Source organism: Streptomyces sp. NPDC005004, from assembly GCF_053600675.1.
The window spans coordinates 171115-185355 of the sequence record NZ_JBSGAH010000006.1 but is presented as its reverse complement, the minus strand read 5'-3'; the positions used below and the strand labels follow the sequence as shown (position 1 = coordinate 185355).

General features: G+C 70.8%; 18 protein-coding genes. 11 read left to right on the top strand and 7 right to left on the bottom strand.

Annotated features, from left to right (window positions below):
• The first annotated feature begins 319 nt into the window (after window positions 1-319).
• The 4 genes from sdhC to ACWEEU_RS10490 are packed head-to-tail and all read left to right on the top strand — an operon-like array spanning window position 320 to window position 3714.
• The gene (gene sdhC / locus ACWEEU_RS10505; protein ID WP_078495794.1) at window positions 320-700 is read left to right on the top strand and encodes a succinate dehydrogenase, cytochrome b556 subunit; all 381 of its coding nucleotides are present in this window, start codon (window positions 320-322) and stop codon (window positions 698-700) included.
• Between the two features lie 5 nt (window positions 701-705).
• Complete coding sequence (locus tag ACWEEU_RS10500) at window positions 706-1179, top strand: succinate dehydrogenase hydrophobic membrane anchor subunit (RefSeq protein ID WP_018544066.1); 474 nt, start codon at window positions 706-708, stop codon at window positions 1177-1179.
• Window positions 1180-1198: 19 nt separating this feature from the next.
• Window positions 1199-2953 carry a succinate dehydrogenase flavoprotein subunit gene (gene sdhA / locus ACWEEU_RS10495; protein WP_385750975.1) on the top strand — a complete coding sequence of 585 codons (1755 nt, stop codon included), beginning with the start codon at window positions 1199-1201 and terminating at the stop codon, window positions 2951-2953.
• On the top strand, window positions 2953-3714 hold the full coding sequence (locus ACWEEU_RS10490; RefSeq protein ID WP_385750977.1) for a succinate dehydrogenase iron-sulfur subunit: 762 nt from the start codon (window positions 2953-2955) through the stop codon (window positions 3712-3714). The genes sdhA and ACWEEU_RS10490 overlap by 1 nt, the downstream gene beginning before the upstream one ends.
• A 77-nt stretch (window positions 3715-3791) precedes the next feature.
• Here ACWEEU_RS10490 and ACWEEU_RS10485 read toward each other — a convergent pair whose 3' ends face one another.
• From ACWEEU_RS10485 to ACWEEU_RS10475, 3 genes are all read right to left on the bottom strand, one after another.
• Window positions 3792-4055: a TM2 domain-containing protein gene (locus ACWEEU_RS10485; RefSeq protein ID WP_385749468.1), complete on the bottom strand. Its 264-nt coding sequence runs from the start codon at window positions 4053-4055 to the stop codon at window positions 3792-3794.
• Between the two features lie 149 nt (window positions 4056-4204).
• Window positions 4205-4597 carry a DUF2752 domain-containing protein gene (locus ACWEEU_RS10480; RefSeq protein ID WP_451730749.1) on the bottom strand — a complete coding sequence of 131 codons (393 nt, stop codon included), beginning with the start codon at window positions 4595-4597 and terminating at the stop codon, window positions 4205-4207.
• A 5-nt stretch (window positions 4598-4602) separates the two neighbouring features.
• Entirely contained in the window at window positions 4603-5076 is a 474-nt protein-coding gene (locus tag ACWEEU_RS10475) for a TM2 domain-containing protein (RefSeq protein WP_385749464.1), read from the bottom strand.
• A gap of 147 nt (window positions 5077-5223) precedes the next feature.
• On the opposite strand from ACWEEU_RS10475, the gene ACWEEU_RS10470 reads away from it, so the two are divergent.
• Genes ACWEEU_RS10470 through ACWEEU_RS10450 form a run of 5 tightly spaced genes read left to right on the top strand, consistent with a single transcriptional unit; the run spans window position 5224 to window position 8027 of the window.
• Complete coding sequence (locus ACWEEU_RS10470; RefSeq protein ID WP_451730746.1) at window positions 5224-5643, top strand: hypothetical protein; 420 nt, start codon at window positions 5224-5226, stop codon at window positions 5641-5643.
• Window positions 5640-6128 (top strand): thiol-disulfide oxidoreductase DCC family protein, encoded by a 489-nt coding sequence (locus ACWEEU_RS10465; RefSeq protein WP_451730743.1) that lies wholly within the window; start codon window positions 5640-5642, stop codon window positions 6126-6128. Before ACWEEU_RS10470 ends, ACWEEU_RS10465 begins: the two co-directional genes overlap by 4 nt.
• 11 nt (window positions 6129-6139) lie before the next feature.
• A complete protein-coding gene (locus ACWEEU_RS10460) occupies window positions 6140-6871 on the top strand; it encodes a TetR family transcriptional regulator (RefSeq protein WP_385749456.1) in 732 nt (243 codons plus the stop codon).
• Window positions 6868-7629 carry a transglutaminase domain-containing protein gene (locus tag ACWEEU_RS10455; protein WP_451730740.1) on the top strand — a complete coding sequence of 254 codons (762 nt, stop codon included), beginning with the start codon at window positions 6868-6870 and terminating at the stop codon, window positions 7627-7629. Before ACWEEU_RS10460 ends, ACWEEU_RS10455 begins: the two co-directional genes overlap by 4 nt.
• Window positions 7626-8027, top strand: a complete 402-nt coding sequence (locus ACWEEU_RS10450) for a hypothetical protein (protein ID WP_451730737.1) — start codon at window positions 7626-7628, stop codon at window positions 8025-8027. The genes ACWEEU_RS10455 and ACWEEU_RS10450 overlap by 4 nt, the downstream gene beginning before the upstream one ends.
• A 14-nt stretch (window positions 8028-8041) precedes the next feature.
• Here the strand turns inward: ACWEEU_RS10450 and ACWEEU_RS10445 are convergent, their stop codons facing one another.
• Window positions 8042-9250: a cytochrome P450 gene (locus ACWEEU_RS10445; protein ID WP_451731022.1), complete on the bottom strand. Its 1209-nt coding sequence runs from the start codon at window positions 9248-9250 to the stop codon at window positions 8042-8044.
• 402 nt (window positions 9251-9652) lie between these two features.
• On the opposite strand from ACWEEU_RS10445, the gene ACWEEU_RS10440 reads away from it, so the two are divergent.
• Window positions 9653-10435, top strand: a complete 783-nt coding sequence (locus tag ACWEEU_RS10440) for a VOC family protein (protein ID WP_451730734.1) — start codon at window positions 9653-9655, stop codon at window positions 10433-10435.
• Between the two features lie 6 nt (window positions 10436-10441).
• Here the strand turns inward: ACWEEU_RS10440 and ACWEEU_RS10435 are convergent, their stop codons facing one another.
• Both ACWEEU_RS10435 and ACWEEU_RS10430 read right to left on the bottom strand, forming a co-directional pair.
• The gene (locus ACWEEU_RS10435; RefSeq protein WP_451730732.1) at window positions 10442-11923 is read right to left on the bottom strand and encodes an oxidoreductase; all 1482 of its coding nucleotides are present in this window, start codon (window positions 11921-11923) and stop codon (window positions 10442-10444) included.
• 69 nt (window positions 11924-11992) lie between these two features.
• Window positions 11993-12448 (bottom strand): NUDIX domain-containing protein, encoded by a 456-nt coding sequence (locus ACWEEU_RS10430; protein ID WP_451730729.1) that lies wholly within the window; start codon window positions 12446-12448, stop codon window positions 11993-11995.
• A 250-nt stretch (window positions 12449-12698) separates the two neighbouring features.
• On the opposite strand from ACWEEU_RS10430, the gene ACWEEU_RS10425 reads away from it, so the two are divergent.
• Entirely contained in the window at window positions 12699-13463 is a 765-nt protein-coding gene (locus tag ACWEEU_RS10425; RefSeq protein WP_451730726.1) for an alpha/beta hydrolase family protein, read from the top strand.
• Between the two features lie 80 nt (window positions 13464-13543).
• Here ACWEEU_RS10425 and ACWEEU_RS10420 read toward each other — a convergent pair whose 3' ends face one another.
• Window positions 13544-14230, bottom strand: a complete 687-nt coding sequence (locus ACWEEU_RS10420) for a maleylpyruvate isomerase family mycothiol-dependent enzyme (protein WP_451730723.1) — start codon at window positions 14228-14230, stop codon at window positions 13544-13546.
• Between the last annotated feature and the right edge of the window lie 11 nt (window positions 14231-14241).

The window sequence follows — 14241 nt, the reverse complement described above, 5'->3', positions numbered from 1 at the left end:
GAAGGACGCCGCCGCGCCGGGGGCGGCACCGCGCGGGCGAAGCCGGGCGGTGAACCCGCCCCTCGACGACACCCCCGCGGGCGGGCGGTCCGCATCCCGAGCCCGCGCCGTGATCGGCGGGACCGGCCTCGGCCCCGGACCCGTTCCGGGGTGGTGTCGGTCACCCGTGCGGTGCGGGGTGGATCACACAGACCGGCCCCCCGTCGGCCCTGGCGCACGTCATGGATACGATGCTGAGGGCCGGTGGACCGTACCCGGCCGGGCCCGACCGACAGTGAAGCCGGCGCGGCCCTAGTCCCCGCACCCGGAGGGTTCTTCCGTGCCGGCTGGAACGCTGTACCGCGGCCGGGAAGGTATGTGGTCCTGGGTGGCTCATCGAGTCACCGGTGTCCTCATCTTCTTCTTCCTGTTCGTTCACGTGCTGGACACCGCTCTCGTGCGTGTCTCCCCCGAGGACTACGACAAGGTCGTAGCCACGTACAAGACCCCGATCGTCGCGCTGCTGGAGTACGGCCTCGTGGCCGCCATCCTCTTCCACGCGCTCAACGGTCTGCGCGTCATCGCCGTCGACTTCTGGTCGAAGGGGCCGCGCTACCAGAAGCAGATGCTGTGGACCGTCGTCGGTGTCTGGCTCGTCCTGATGGTGGGCGCGCTCTACCCCGTCCTCGGCCACGCCGCTCGTGTCCTGTTCGGGAGCTGACGCCGATGTCCACCTCTGAGATCAATCTGACGGGCTCCTCCGCGGAAGGCTTCGAAGACGCCTACGCGCTGAACCTCGACGCGCCGCGCTCGCGCACGCGCACCAAGAAGACCCCGAAGTCCACCCGGGGCAACTTCGAGATGGCGGCCTGGCTCTTCATGCGCCTGTCCGGCATCGTGCTGGTCGTCCTCGTCATCGGCCACCTGCTGATCCAGCTCGTGCTCGACGGCGGCGTCTCCAAGATCGGCTTCGCCTTCGTGGCCGGCCGCTGGGCGTCCCCGTTCTGGCAGGTCTGGGACCTGGCGATGCTGTGGCTGGCGATGCTGCACGGCGCCAACGGCCTGCGCACGGTCATCAACGACTACGCGGAGCGCGCGAACACCCGCCTGTGGCTGAAGGCGCTGCTCTACACCGCCACGGTGTTCACCATCCTGCTGGGCACGCTGGTGATCTTCACCTTCGACCCGAACATCCGCTAGGCACGGGGCTGCGAGAATCATGAAGATCCACAAGTACGACACCGTCATCGTCGGCGCCGGCGGCGCGGGCATGCGCGCGGCCATCGAGTCCACGAAGCGCAGCCGCACCGCCGTGCTGACCAAGCTCTACCCCACCCGCTCCCACACGGGCGCCGCGCAGGGCGGCATGGCCGCCGCGCTCGCCAACGTGGAGGAGGACAACTGGGAGTGGCACACCTTCGACACGGTCAAGGGCGGTGACTACCTGGTCGACCAGGACGCCGCCGAGATCCTGGCGAAGGAGGCCATCGACGCCGTCCTCGACCTGGAGAAGATGGGCCTGCCGTTCAACCGGACGCCCGACGGGACGATCGACCAGCGCCGCTTCGGCGGTCACTCCCGCAACCACGGCGAGGCCCCGGTCCGCCGGTCCTGCTACGCGGCCGACCGCACCGGCCACATGATCCTCCAGACGCTGTACCAGAACTGCGTCAAGGAGGGCGTGGAGTTCTTCAACGAGTTCTACGTCCTGGACCAGCTCATCACCGAGGTCGACGGCGTCAAGACGTCCGCCGGTGTGGTGGCGTACGAGCTGGCCACCGGCGAGATCCACGTCTTCCAGGCGAAGTCCGTGATCTACGCCTCCGGCGGCACCGGCAAGTTCTTCAAGGTGACGTCCAACGCGCACACCCTGACCGGTGACGGCCAGGCCGCGTGCTTCCGCCGGGGCATCCCGCTGGAGGACATGGAGTTCTTCCAGTTCCACCCGACCGGCATCTGGCGCATGGGCATCCTGCTCACCGAGGGTGCCCGCGGTGAGGGCGGCATCCTGCGCAACAAGGACGGCGAGCGCTTCATGGAGAAGTACGCGCCCGTCATGAAGGACCTCGCCTCCCGCGACGTCGTCTCGCGCTCCATCTACACGGAGATCCGCGAGGGCCGGGGCTGCGGTCCCGAGGGCGACCACGTCTACCTCGACCTCACGCACCTCCCGCCGGAGCAGCTCGACGCGAAGCTCCCGGACATCACCGAGTTCGCGCGCACCTACCTCGGCATCGAGCCCTACACGGACCCGATCCCGATCCAGCCCACCGCGCACTACGCCATGGGCGGCATCCCGACCAACGTCGAGGGTGAGGTCCTGGCGGACAACACCACCGTCATCCCGGGTCTGTACGCGGCCGGCGAGGTCGCCTGTGTCTCCGTGCACGGCGCCAACCGCCTGGGCACCAACTCCCTGCTCGACATCAACGTGTTCGGCCGTCGCGCGGGCATCGCCGCCGCCGACTACTCGCACACGGTCGACTTCGTCGAGATGCCGGAGAACCCGGCCGGTTTCGTCGTCGAGCAGATCGAGCGGCTGCGGAACTCCACCGGCACCGAGCGGGTGGCCGACATCCGCCGGGAGCTGCAGGAGACCATGGACGCCAACGTGATGGTGTTCCGCACCGAGCAGACGATCAAGACGGCGGTCGAGAAGATCGCCGAGCTGCGCGAGCGCTACGAGAACGTGGCGATCCAGGACAAGGGCAAGCGGTTCAACACCGACCTGCTCGAGGCCATCGAGCTGGGCAACCTGCTGGAGCTGGCCGAGGTCATGGCCGTCTCCGCGCTCGCCCGCAAGGAGTCCCGCGGCGGTCACTACCGCGAGGACTACCCGAACCGCGACGACGTCAACTTCATGCGCCACACGATGGCGTACCGCGAGAAGGGCGACGACGGCTCGGAGACCATCCGTCTCGACTACAAGCCGGTCGTCCAGACCCGCTACCAGCCGATGGAGCGTAAGTACTGATGGCTACCCCTGTTCTGGACAAGGCGGAGGCGGCCGCCGCCGCGTCCCCCTACATCACGGTCACCCTGCGCATCCGCCGGTTCAACCCGGAGGTCTCGCCGGACGTCCACTGGCAGGACTTCCAGCTGGAGATGGACCCCAAGGAGCGCGTCCTCGACGGGCTCAACAAGATCAAGTGGGACCACGACGGCACGCTGACCTTCCGGCGTTCCTGCGCCCACGGCATCTGCGGGTCCGACGCCATGCGGATCAACGGCAAGAACCGGCTGGCCTGCAAGACGCTCATCAAGGACGTCAACCCCGAGAAGCCGATCACGGTCGAGCCCATCAAGGGCCTGACCGCGCTCAAGGACCTCGTGGTCGACATGGACCCGTTCTTCCAGGCGTACCGGGACGTCATGCCGTTCCTGGTCACCAACGACACCAACGAGCCGACGCGTGAGCGCCTGCAGTCCGCCGAGGACCGCGAGCGCTTCGACGACACCACGAAGTGCATCCTGTGCGCCGCGTGCACCTCGTCCTGCCCGGTGTTCTGGAACGACGGCCAGTACTTCGGTCCGGCCGCCATCGTCAACGCGCACCGCTTCATCTTCGACTCGCGCGACGACGCCGGTGAGCAGCGCCTGGAGATCCTCAACGACCGTGACGGCGTGTGGCGTTGCCGCACGACCTTCAACTGCACGGACGCCTGCCCGCGTGGCATCGAGGTCACCAAGGCGATCCAGGAAGTGAAGCGCGCCCTGATCACGCGCCGCTTCTGATCCTTCCGCAGCACGCCCGAGGGCCCCGTTTCCGCCATCCGGAAACGGGGCCCTCGGGCGTTGCGGCGTCCGTGCGCTCAGCCGCGCAGCACGCGGCCCTGGCTGTCCGTGCGGTCGTTGCTCACGAGGAAGATGATGCCGTCGATGAGCGCCCAGAAGCCGAGACCGCCGCAGGTGAGGAGCTGGGCTATCCCGACGCCGGTGTTGCCGACGTAGAAGCGGCCGATGCCGAGCCCGCCCAGGAAGATCTGCAGGATGCCCGCGACGATCTTGGACTTGTCGGAGTACGGGCGCCCCTGCGGGTCGAAACCGTAGGGGGCGTCAGGGGTGGGGACGCTCATGGCAGTTGCTCCTGGGAGTGCCGTAGGGATTCCGGGCAGGAGAGATCCCACGGCGAAGTGCGTGCCCCGTCGTCCCCCCTGTGCGTGGTGATCCTAGGGACGACGTGAACACGCAGGCGTACGGCCGAACGATCGTTCCCGTACCGTGATCAATGGTGGATGTTGCGCACCACGCACCACGTCACCGCGAGCCCCAGGACGACCGCCTGCGCGCGCGGGCTCAGCCGGGGCTGCCAGCGGCGCCCCCGCAGCCCCTCCAGCGCCCAGCGCCCCAGGAGTGCCAGCGCGTACGGCGAGGCCAGCAGCAGGGCGCGGTTGTCCAGCCACGCCTCGGTGAGGTGACCGTGCATCAGGTCGTAGACCATGCGGGTGCCGCCGCAGGCGGGGCAGAGCAGCCCCGTCACCATCCGGAAGGGGCAGCCGGGCAGGAGGTGGCCGTGCTGGTGCGGATCGGTGCCGTAGAGGTACGCGGCACCGGCGGCGCCGGCGGCGAGCACCGCCAGGGGCGCCGCCGCCGGGTGGCGAAGCGTGAAGCGGGGCATGGCCGTCAGCTGCGCAGGATGCGGCCCTGGGCGTCGGTCTGGTTGTCGTTGACCAGCAGCATGATGCCGTCGATCAGCGCCCAGATGCCGAAGCCGCCGCAGGTGAAGAGCTGCGCCAGGCCCATGCCGACGTTGCCGAGGTAGAAGCGGCCGACGCCGAGGCTGCCCACGAAGAGCTGGAGCACGCCCGCAACGATCTTGGACTTGTCGGAGTACGGGCGCCCGTAGGGGTCGTAGCCGTAGGGGGCGTTGGGGTCACCCGTGTAGGTGCCGGGCGGGACGGCGCCGGGCGGCGGGTAGTAGCCCTGCTGATAGCCCGGCGGCTGCTGGTAGCCCTGCTGGTAACCGCCCTGCTGCGGGTAGCCGGGCGGCGGGAACGGCGGGGGCTGGTTGGGGTAGCCGTACCCGGGCGGGCCCGGCTGCTGGGGGCCGGGCTGACCGGGCTGCTGGGGGCCCGGCTGCTGAGGCTGCTCGCTCAAGGCGACTGCTCCTGGGGATCGTTGCGACAAGACGATTATTTCGGATCATCATGCCAGGCGGTCCGGCGGCTTGGTTGAACACGTTCAAAAAGAGGTCTACAGTCATGCCCTGTCAGCGTTTTGAACGCGTTCAAGAAGGGGTGGGGCATGGACCGCACCGTCATCGCCTACGTCATCTACCTGGCCGTCAGCATCGGACTGACCATCTGGGTGGCCCGTACGCTCAGCCGCAACGGCCGGATCTTCCTGGCGGACGTGCTGCGGGGCGACGAGAAACTGGCCGACGCCGTGAACCATCTGCTGGTCGTCGGCTTCTACCTCGTCAACCTCGGCTTCGTGGCGCTCTACCTGAGCAAGAGCGGGGAGATCGAGGACACCCGCGGCATCTTCGAGGCCCTGTCCACCAAGCTGGGCGTGGTGCTCCTGGTCCTCGGTGTGATGCACCTGGGCAACGTGTACGTGCTCAACAAGATCCGTCGGCGGGGGCTGATGGAGCGCGAGACCAACCCGCCGGTGAACCCGCAGAGCTGGGTCCCGCCGATGGCGCCTCCGGCGGCCGGGGCGTGAGCGCCGCTCAGGGCCGGGGCGGGCACACCGCCCCGGTCCACGGGCTCACCGTCCTCTACGACGCCGAGTGCGCACTGTGCCGGCACGTACGGGACTGGCTGGCCAGACAGTCCAAGCTGGTGCCGCTGGCACTGGTCGCGGCCGGGTCCGCCGAGGCGCGGGGGCGGTTCCCCGGACTCGACACGACCGACCTCCTGGACGAGGTGACCGTGGTCGGCGACGCCGGGCAGGTCTACCGGGGTGCCCGGGCCTGGATCGTCGTCCTGTGGGCCCTGCGCGAGCACCGCGCGCTGGCGCACAAACTGAGCACCCCGACCGGGATGCGCCTCGCACGGGGCGCGGTGCTGGCCGCCGCCGAGTACCGGGGCAGGCAGTGGGGCGGGAAGGGGACCTACCGCCGGGCCGACGGCTGGTGGTACGACCCGCAGCGGGGGTGGGTGCACACCTCCCAGTCCCGTTCCGACGGCTCCCGCCCCACTGGTTAGGCTCTTCTACCGTGCCCGCGAAGAACGACGGCCCCGACGCGGCCGGACCCCAGACCAAGTCCGAGCAGACCCGCGCGCTCATCCTGGAGACCGCGATGCGGCTCTTCCAGGAGCGCGGCTACGACAAGACGACGATGCGGGCCATCGCCACGGAGGCCGGGGTTTCCGTGGGCAACGCCTACTACTACTTCGCGGGCAAGGAGCACCTGATCCAGGGCTTTTACGACCGGATCGCCGCCGAACACCAGGTGGCGGTCCGGGAGGTCCTCGACCGGGAGACCGACCTGGAGGCGCGGCTCGCGGGCGTGCTCACGGCGTGGCTCGACATCGCCCGGCCGTACCACGAGTTCGCCGTCCAGTTCTTCAAGAACGCCGCCGACCCGGACAGCCCGCTCAGCCCCTTCTCCCCCGAGAGCAGCCACGCCCGGGAGGAGGCGATGCGTGTCCACCGCGAGGTCCTGGCCGGCTCCAAGACCAAGGTCGCGCCCGAACTCCGCGACGTGCTGCCCGAGTTGATGTGGCTCTCCCAGATGGGACTCGTCCTCTACTGGGTCTTCGACCGCACCGAGAACCGCGAACGCAGCTACCGCCTCGCCCGCCGCGGCGCCCGTCTCACCGCCCGCGGCGTGGCCCTGGCCCGCTTCCGCGTGCTGCGTCCGCTCGTCCTGGAGGTACACGAATTGTTCACCGACTTCCTGCCGGGGATGACGAAGGCGATGCCGGATCCGGGGAAACGCCCATGACGAGTTCGCTGCTCACACCGCGGGGTCGGGTCCGCTCGGCGGGCGGGGGTACGGCGGCGGGGAGCACGGCTCCCACCCCGATCCTGGACTGGCGGCACCCTTCGGTGTCCGCGCCGCTGCGGGAGATCTCCGCATCCCTTGCCGGAGAAAGCCCCGCCGACGACCCCGTGGCGACCCTGCGCCGGGCCCACCGCTGGATCGCGGGCGCCGTCCGCCCGGTGTACTCGGTGCGGGACGAACGCCCGGTCTCGGAGGTGCTGCGCCGCCGCCGTGGCTCGTGCAGTCAGCGGCTCGCGGTGCTGGAGTCCTTCGCGCGGGCGTCGGGCGTGGCGACGCGGGTGCGGGGGCTGGTGGTGGACGGGCGGTACTGGTACCCGCGCTTCCCCGGACTTAGGCCTCTCGTCCCTGACCAAGTGGTGCTCGCCTGGCCGGAGTTCGCGCTGGACTCGTCCTGGCTTCCCGTCTCCGAACTCTTCGGCGGCCTGGACGAGCTGAGCGCCCGCCCCGGCGGCGGCTTCACCAACTCCGGTGCGGAGACCCTCTTCGACGCGGTCTCCCGTACGGCGATCGACTGGGACGGCTCCACCGTCTGCCCGGCGGACTCCGCCTCCTGCGACCTCTCCGCCCACGTCCTGACGGACCTCGGCCACTTCGACTCCCGCGACGAGCTGTTCGACCGCCATGGGCAGACCCTGTGCGGCATGGCACGGCTCGTGGCGGAGCCGGTGCTGGGGCGCCGCTCGGCGGGGGCCCGGTGACGCCGGGGCGGGACACGCCGCACGGCGGCGGATACTCGCTCGCTCCCGTGCTCGCCGCCATCGGCGCGTACGGGGGCACCGTGTGGACCGCGCGGTCCTGGGCGAGCTGCCCGCTCGGGAACGACGCGAGCAACACCATCGGGCTGTGGATGACGACGGCGGCGGTGTGGCTCTCCCTGACGCTGCTGCTGCTTCTGCTCCAGCTCGCGCTGCGGCGCCTGCCGCTTCCGGGGGCCCGGGTGACGAGCCGGCTCGCCCTGCTCGCGGGAGCTGCCGCACTGACCCTGCTGTACCGCCTCGGGATGGACTGGCCGTACCACCCGCCCGGGGGCGACTGCATGGAGGGCTACCCGCTCTTCCCGTTCACGGGCAAGACGGGACCGAGCGGAGCCCCCTGACAGCGAGCTCCGGTTCACCAGACCACGGGCAGCTCCAGGGGAAACCGCCGGATCGTCTCGGTGTCCCAGCGCACTTCCTCCGCCGGCACGGCCAGCCGCAGTCCGGGGAAGCGCTCCAGGAGCCGCCCGATGGCCACTTCGAGTTCCGCCATGGCCAGGGGCACGGCGATGCAGCGGTGTCCGCCCCAGCCGAACGTCATGTGCGGACGGCTGGGCCGGTGGATGTCGATGGCGTCCGGGTTCGGATAGCGCTCCGGATCGCGGTTGGCCGCGAGGTACGACACGTGGACGAAGTCTCCCGCCCGGATCTGCGCACCGCCCAGTTCCAGGTCTTCGAGAGCCAGCCGGGGGATGCCGACCCCGTTGCGGAACGGGATGTAGCGGAGCATCTCGTTCAGTACGTCGGTCAGGTCCCCGGGCCGGTGCCTGAGGTGGTCCGCCAGTTCGGGGCGGGTGAGGAGCAGATAGACGATGTTGCCGATCTGGCAGGTCGCCGTGTCCTGCCCGCTGAGTGCGAGGGTCATGGCGGTGACCGCCAGTTCCCGGTCGCTGAGACAGTCCTCGCCGTCCCGGGCTTCGGCCATCAGGCTGATGAGGTCGTCGCCCGGTGACTTCCGGCGCTGTTGCACGAGTTCGCCGAAGTAGGACGTGAGGTCGGCCTTGGCCGCCACGGCGGCTTCCTTGGTGCCGGCGCCGACGACCAGCAGCCGGTGCACGGCATCCTGCATCCGCGCCCAGTCCTCGCGCGGGACGCCGAGCAGGTCCATGACGGTGTGCTGGGGAAGCGTGTCGGCCAGCATCTCCACCACGTCGGCCGGCGGGCCGTGCTCCTCCATCTCGTCCAGCAGGCTGTCCGCGAGGCGGACGATCCGGGGCCGCATCTCGTCGGCCCGCTGCTGGGTGAACGCCTGCGAGGCCAGTTGGCGGACACGGCTGCTGTGCGGCGGGTCCATGACGTTGATCGACTCGGGCGAGACGATGGGCTCGGGCGTCAGCCGGGGGTAGTCGTGGGCGATGATGGCTGCCCGGCTGAGCCGGGGGTCCGTGGTCACCCTTTTGACGGCGTCGAAGCCGGTGACGATCCAGGCGTCGGCGTCGCCGTAGGGAAGCCTGACGCGGGCCGGGGTGTCCCGGCGCATCAGTTCGGCAAGCGCGGGATCGAACTCGAGCGCCTCACTGAAATCAAACGGACACTCGACGGCCCTTTTGTCGCTGGGCACCAGGGGGCTCCTCCGTGTCGGGAACGGGTGGGGAACGATGGCGTCCACTGCGTGACGGGGCCCCAGGCGATACGCGCAGTCACCGGGAGCCGTTGATTACGCAGAGTAGGCGCGATCAGAGTGTGGCCGTGCGCCGGGAAACTCCGAAGCCGCCACGCCACGCCGCCGAGCCAGGTTCTGCCGGACGGCCCCGCATCGTGCGTGAGGGCGGCCCTTCTGCGGCACAGCGCCAGGCACGCACTCTCGCCGCGGACACCGCTCGGACGTCCTTCGGGCGACGACGCGAATGGCCGGACGGATTCTGCGGTGCCCGCGCTTGCGGGGTGGGGCGGCGTGTCGGGTCGCGGGGCGGGGGGCGCGGGGACAGGGTGGCTGGGGGAAACCTCTCCAGAGAGCGAGTGAGCGATGCCCGACGTCACCACCCCGTACCCGACCGGCACTCCGTGCTGGGTCGATCTGATGGCGCAGGACCAGCAGGCCGCGCTGGACTTCTACCGCGACCTGCTCGGCTGGCAGGGCACGGCGGGGCCGGCCGAGTTCGGCGGCTACGCGGTCTGCGAGCTGCTGGGCAAGCCCGTGGCGGGCATCGGTCCGGCGATGGCCCCGGAGGGGATGCCGGAGCCGCCCACCGTCTGGACCAGCTATCTCGCCAGCACCGACGCCGAGGCCACCCAGGACCAGATCGTCGCCGCGGGCGGGACCCTGCTCGTCCCCGTGATGGACGTCGGCACGCTGGGCCGGATGCTGGTCGCCGCAGACCCGCAGGGCGCGGTGTTCGGCGTCTGGCAGCCGGGCGACTTCTTCGGCGCGGGCGTGGCCAACGAGCCCGGCGCCCTCATCTGGAACGAGCTGCACACGACCGACGTGGAGGCCGCCGCCGCGTTCTACGGCGACGCGTTCGGCATCGACATCGTCCCGGCCGACGGCATCGACTCGTACTGGGAACTGCACGTCGGCGACCGTACGGTCGGCGGCGCCACCCTCCTCGCCAACGACCCGCCGGACACCCCGCCGCACTGGCTCACCTACTTCGCGGTCGACGACGTCGACTCCACGGTGGACGCGCTGGTCAAGCGCGGCGGCACGGTGCTCGCTCCGCCGTTCGACATGGTGGCCGGGCGGATGACGGTCGTAGCAGACCCCCAGGGCGCCCCGTTCGCCCTGATCAAGCCGAGGCCGCGCGGATAGGGGGCGTCAGCTCCTGTTCAACATGCGGGACACCCCGGCGACCACGGCCGTCGTGAGGAGCCAGCCGATGGCGATCAGCAGGTACGACAGCCATTGCGCGGCCCCGGTCCAGTGCCATGCGCCGCGCTGGCCGAAGTCGCCGATGGGGAAGAGCAGGTCGACGGTGTAGACGAAGGCGTTGAACGGATCTCCCTCTCCGGGTTTGGTCCGCAGGGGCGTGCAGAGGCTGAACGCCAGGGTGCCGAGCAGGGAGAGCGCGGCCAGCCACACTCCGGCCAGCCAGGGCCGGTAGCCGTACCCGACGGTGACGTCGAGCAGATGTCCCCACGCGCGCCCCGCCGGGTGCAGGGTGCGGCGGCGATGGCGCTGCTTCTCCAGGAGCACCCGGCGGGCGGCGTCGTCGTGACCCGCCTGCCGGTAGCAGGCGGCGAGCTGCTCGTAGGGCTGCGGGGCGTAGCCCGGGTTGCGGCGGACCCAGGCCAGGCGGTACTCCGTGTCCTCGCGCGGGGACGCCGGGTCGGAGCGGAGGGCGCCGTAGACGAAGCCGTCCGTGCGGATCTCCCGCGGCCAGCCGTGCTCGCGGTCGTGCAGCGTGGTGACGGTGGCGCCCCGGAGGTCCACGGTTCCCTCCGGGGGCTCGGCGAGGGTGAGGTGCAGGGCTCCCGTGCGCATCCCCGCGCCCAACAGCGCGGTGCCGCCGCCGCCCAGGGTGGCTCCGTCGAGGGTGAGCCGGTTGGATATCAGGGCGCCCTCGAACCGGAGGGTTCCCCTCGCGCCGAACCCCTCGGACAGGTCGACCACCGTGGCCGTCATGCCGTCGGCGTTCAGTGCCACGCCGCCCGGTGCCTCCAGGCGCGCACCGCGCAGGTGCAGTCCGCCGGGCAACTGCGCGCCCGGCAACCGCATCCCGCCGTACGCGGTGAGACCCGTGCAGAAGACACCGCCGCCCATGACGAGACCGCCCGCGAACACGGCCCACTTCCCGGGTGCGGTGATCCGCGCCCGGTTCAGTCCCAGTTCCCCTGCCACATGGGCGTTCAGGAGGGAGAGCCGACCCGTGTCCATCACGGTGCCGTCCAGTTCGAGGTGCCCCTCGATCCGCCCCAGTCCGGCGTCGACCCCGGGAACCCTGCTGTCGGTGATCCGGATCGTCCGCGTCGAGGCGCCGTAGAAGCTGACCGGGTGCTCCAGCAGACACCCCTTCAGCCAGAGCACCTGCCCGATCTCCGCCCCGGCCAGATCAATACGCCCCGTGATCCGCGCCCCGGCGAGCCGCAGCGCGGCCACGCTTCCGGCGCCCGCCGGATTCACCCCCAGCAGCAGGGCGGACACCACCTCGGCGCGCACCGTACGCCCCGGCCCCCACTCCGCTCCCCCGGCGGGGTCGTCGTGCTCGGGCGTCCCGGTCCGCAGATCCACCCACCGCCCCTCGGGAAAGCCGTCCCACAACTCCCGTTCCGCAGCGCTCAGTTCGTCATAGGTCAGCACCGCAACAGGCTACGGTCCGCCCGCGTGACCCTCGGCCGCTCGGGCAACGGCGCCAGGCAGCCGACCGCTTCACACCGACGCGTCCCCCGCGATGAGCTCCCGATGCGACTCCTGCAACCCCTCCGGCAACGCGTCCGGGCTGCACCACCGCGCCTCCAGGATCTCGAACTCGTCGATCTTCAGGGTGCCGCCGACGTACCGCGCCTCGTACGCCACCTCCAGGCGGAGCCGGTAGCCGCTGAGCAGTCTCACCAGGCGGCCGGGCTCGACCTCGAGCCCGGTCTCCTCCTTGACCTCCCGTACGACGGTGTGCGCGAACTCCTCGCCTTTGACGGCGAACCCCGTGGGCAGTCCCCACGCCCGGTCCGGCGGCCACATCCGGTGCCTGAGCAGCAGCACGCGCCCCGCGTCGTCCCGTACGACCCCGGTGACGCCCACCATGAACTTGGCGTTCGCGAACCACAGGATCCGCCATTGCACCGGACCCCGGATGCTCCGCCACAGCCGCGCGACAGCTCGCTTCATGGCCAGGCCCTCTCGCTTCGCGTGCCGACATCTTCACTCATGATCGCAGTCGTACCGCAGCCAAAAAGGGTTGGACGGGAGAACGCCCGGGCTTGTAGCTTGCGAATCGACCGTGACACCGGCTCAGGAGGTGAGACCCATGAACGCAGTAGCGATGTGGGTGCTCCCCCTTTCCCGTCACGGCCGGCGATCGACGTAGGTGTCGCCGGGAGCGCCTCGACAACAGGGCACTCCCGAAAGGCAACACCTCATGCATTCTCTGCACTTCACCGCCGAGTCGTTCTCGGACGGCGTCGCCGAGCGCGACTTCCGCCTGGGTGAGATCCCCGGCGTCCTCTGGTCGCCGGCCTCCGGCTCCGGGCGTGCGCCGCTGGTCCTGATGGGACACGGCGGCGGCGCTCACAAGAGGCACCGGGCGATGGTGGGCCGGGCTCACCTCCTCGTGCGTGACTGCGGCTTCCATGTCGCCGTCATCGACGCGCCCGGTCATGGCGACCGGCCGCGTGACGCACAGGACGAGCGGGACGTCGCCGCGCTGCGCGGCGCGCAGGCGGCGGGCGAGCCGGAGGCTCCGGTCGTCGTGCCGTACAACGCCCGGCTGGCGGAGGTCGCCGTGCCCGAGTACCGGGCTCTCCTCGACGCCCTGCTGGACCTCCCGGAGATCGGTGCCGAGGGACCGGTGGGGTACGTCGGTATCGGGCTCGGCATGGCGATCGGGGTGCCGTTGGTGGCGGCCGAGCCCCGGATCACGGCGGCGGTCTTCGGGATGGCGTGGCCCGACGCGCTGTTCGAGGCGGCGAAGCGGATCACCGTGCCGGTCGAGTTCGACGTGCACTGGGACGACCGGCGCATCCCCCGTGAGGCGAGCCTCGCGCTGTTCGACGCCTTCGCCTCGACCGAGAAGTCGCTGCACGCCCACGCGGGCGAGGACTTCGACTTCCCGAGGGTCGAGTCCGACAGCGCCGCCCGCTTCCTCGCCCGGCATCTGGGGCGGAGGGTCACCTCAGCGGTCTGACGGACGGTGAAGGCAGCGGCGTCCGGTCGGTCCGTCCGCCGGGCGCCGCTGCCTCCGCCCGGCATCAGGGAGCGCCCCGGTCAGGGAACCAGCGGTCCCGCCAGCACGCCCAGACCCGCTTCGCGGTCCCCGGTCCAGGTCAGCGCGTCGGTGTCCCGGGGTGTGCGGCTCCACAGCATCAGCAGCAGGTCCTCGGCCGTGCCGGAGACCTCCGCCAGGGGTTCGCCGGGACCGTGGGTCCAGGAGGCGCCGGAGTCGGTGGCGGTGAGGCGCACCGCCTGGGTGGGAGCGGTCGCGGCGCCCTTGGAGATCATGCGGGGCGCCATCGTGTCGAAGACCTCCGCGACGCCGTCGGCGGCGAGGGCGGGGTCCAGCGGCTTGGCGGAGCCGAGGGCGTGCTCGGCGTCCCAGCGGTGCATCAGCGTCTCCTGGGTGCGGCGCCGGAGCCAGAAGCCGACCGTGCGGGGCAGGGCGAAGGTCCACGCCTCGGTGGCGGGGTCGACCGAGAGTGCCTGGACGAGCGCGTCCGCCGACGCGGCGTACCAGGACGTGAGGTCCGCCCGGTCGCGGGGCGCGGCGCTCTCGTCGTAGCCGCGCCCGTGCCGCTCCCGCACCGCCGTGACGACCCACAGGTTCCCCGCGCCCATGTGGACGGCGAGGTCCGCCAGCGTCCAGTCGCCGCAGTGCTCGACCGGGGCGGACAGTTCGCCGTCCAACACGGCGCCGAACGCGTCCAGTTCACGTCGAAGTTCCGTCAGGTAGTCCACGGCGCCAAGGT

What these genes read in the sequence shown, in the direction of transcription:
- ACWEEU_RS10500 (WP_018544066.1), top strand. Translation starts at nt 706, where the DNA reads ATGTCCACCTCTGAGATCAATCTGACGGGCTCCTCCGCGGAAGGCTTC.
- sdhA (WP_385750975.1), top strand. Translation starts at nt 1,199, where the DNA reads ATGAAGATCCACAAGTACGACACCGTCATCGTCGGCGCCGGCGGCGCG.
- ACWEEU_RS10490 (WP_385750977.1), top strand. Translation starts at nt 2,953, where the DNA reads ATGGCTACCCCTGTTCTGGACAAGGCGGAGGCGGCCGCCGCCGCGTCC.
- ACWEEU_RS10485 (WP_385749468.1), bottom strand. Translation starts at nt 4,055, where the DNA reads ATGAGCGTCCCCACCCCTGACGCCCCCTACGGTTTCGACCCGCAGGGG.
- ACWEEU_RS10480 (WP_451730749.1), bottom strand. Translation starts at nt 4,597, where the DNA reads ATGCCCCGCTTCACGCTTCGCCACCCGGCGGCGGCGCCCCTGGCGGTG.
- ACWEEU_RS10470 (WP_451730746.1), top strand. Translation starts at nt 5,224, where the DNA reads ATGGACCGCACCGTCATCGCCTACGTCATCTACCTGGCCGTCAGCATC.
- ACWEEU_RS10455 (WP_451730740.1), top strand. Translation starts at nt 6,868, where the DNA reads ATGACGAGTTCGCTGCTCACACCGCGGGGTCGGGTCCGCTCGGCGGGC.
- ACWEEU_RS10440 (WP_451730734.1), top strand. Translation starts at nt 9,653, where the DNA reads ATGCCCGACGTCACCACCCCGTACCCGACCGGCACTCCGTGCTGGGTC.
- ACWEEU_RS10430 (WP_451730729.1), bottom strand. Translation starts at nt 12,448, where the DNA reads ATGAAGCGAGCTGTCGCGCGGCTGTGGCGGAGCATCCGGGGTCCGGTG.
- ACWEEU_RS10425 (WP_451730726.1), top strand. Translation starts at nt 12,699, where the DNA reads ATGCATTCTCTGCACTTCACCGCCGAGTCGTTCTCGGACGGCGTCGCC.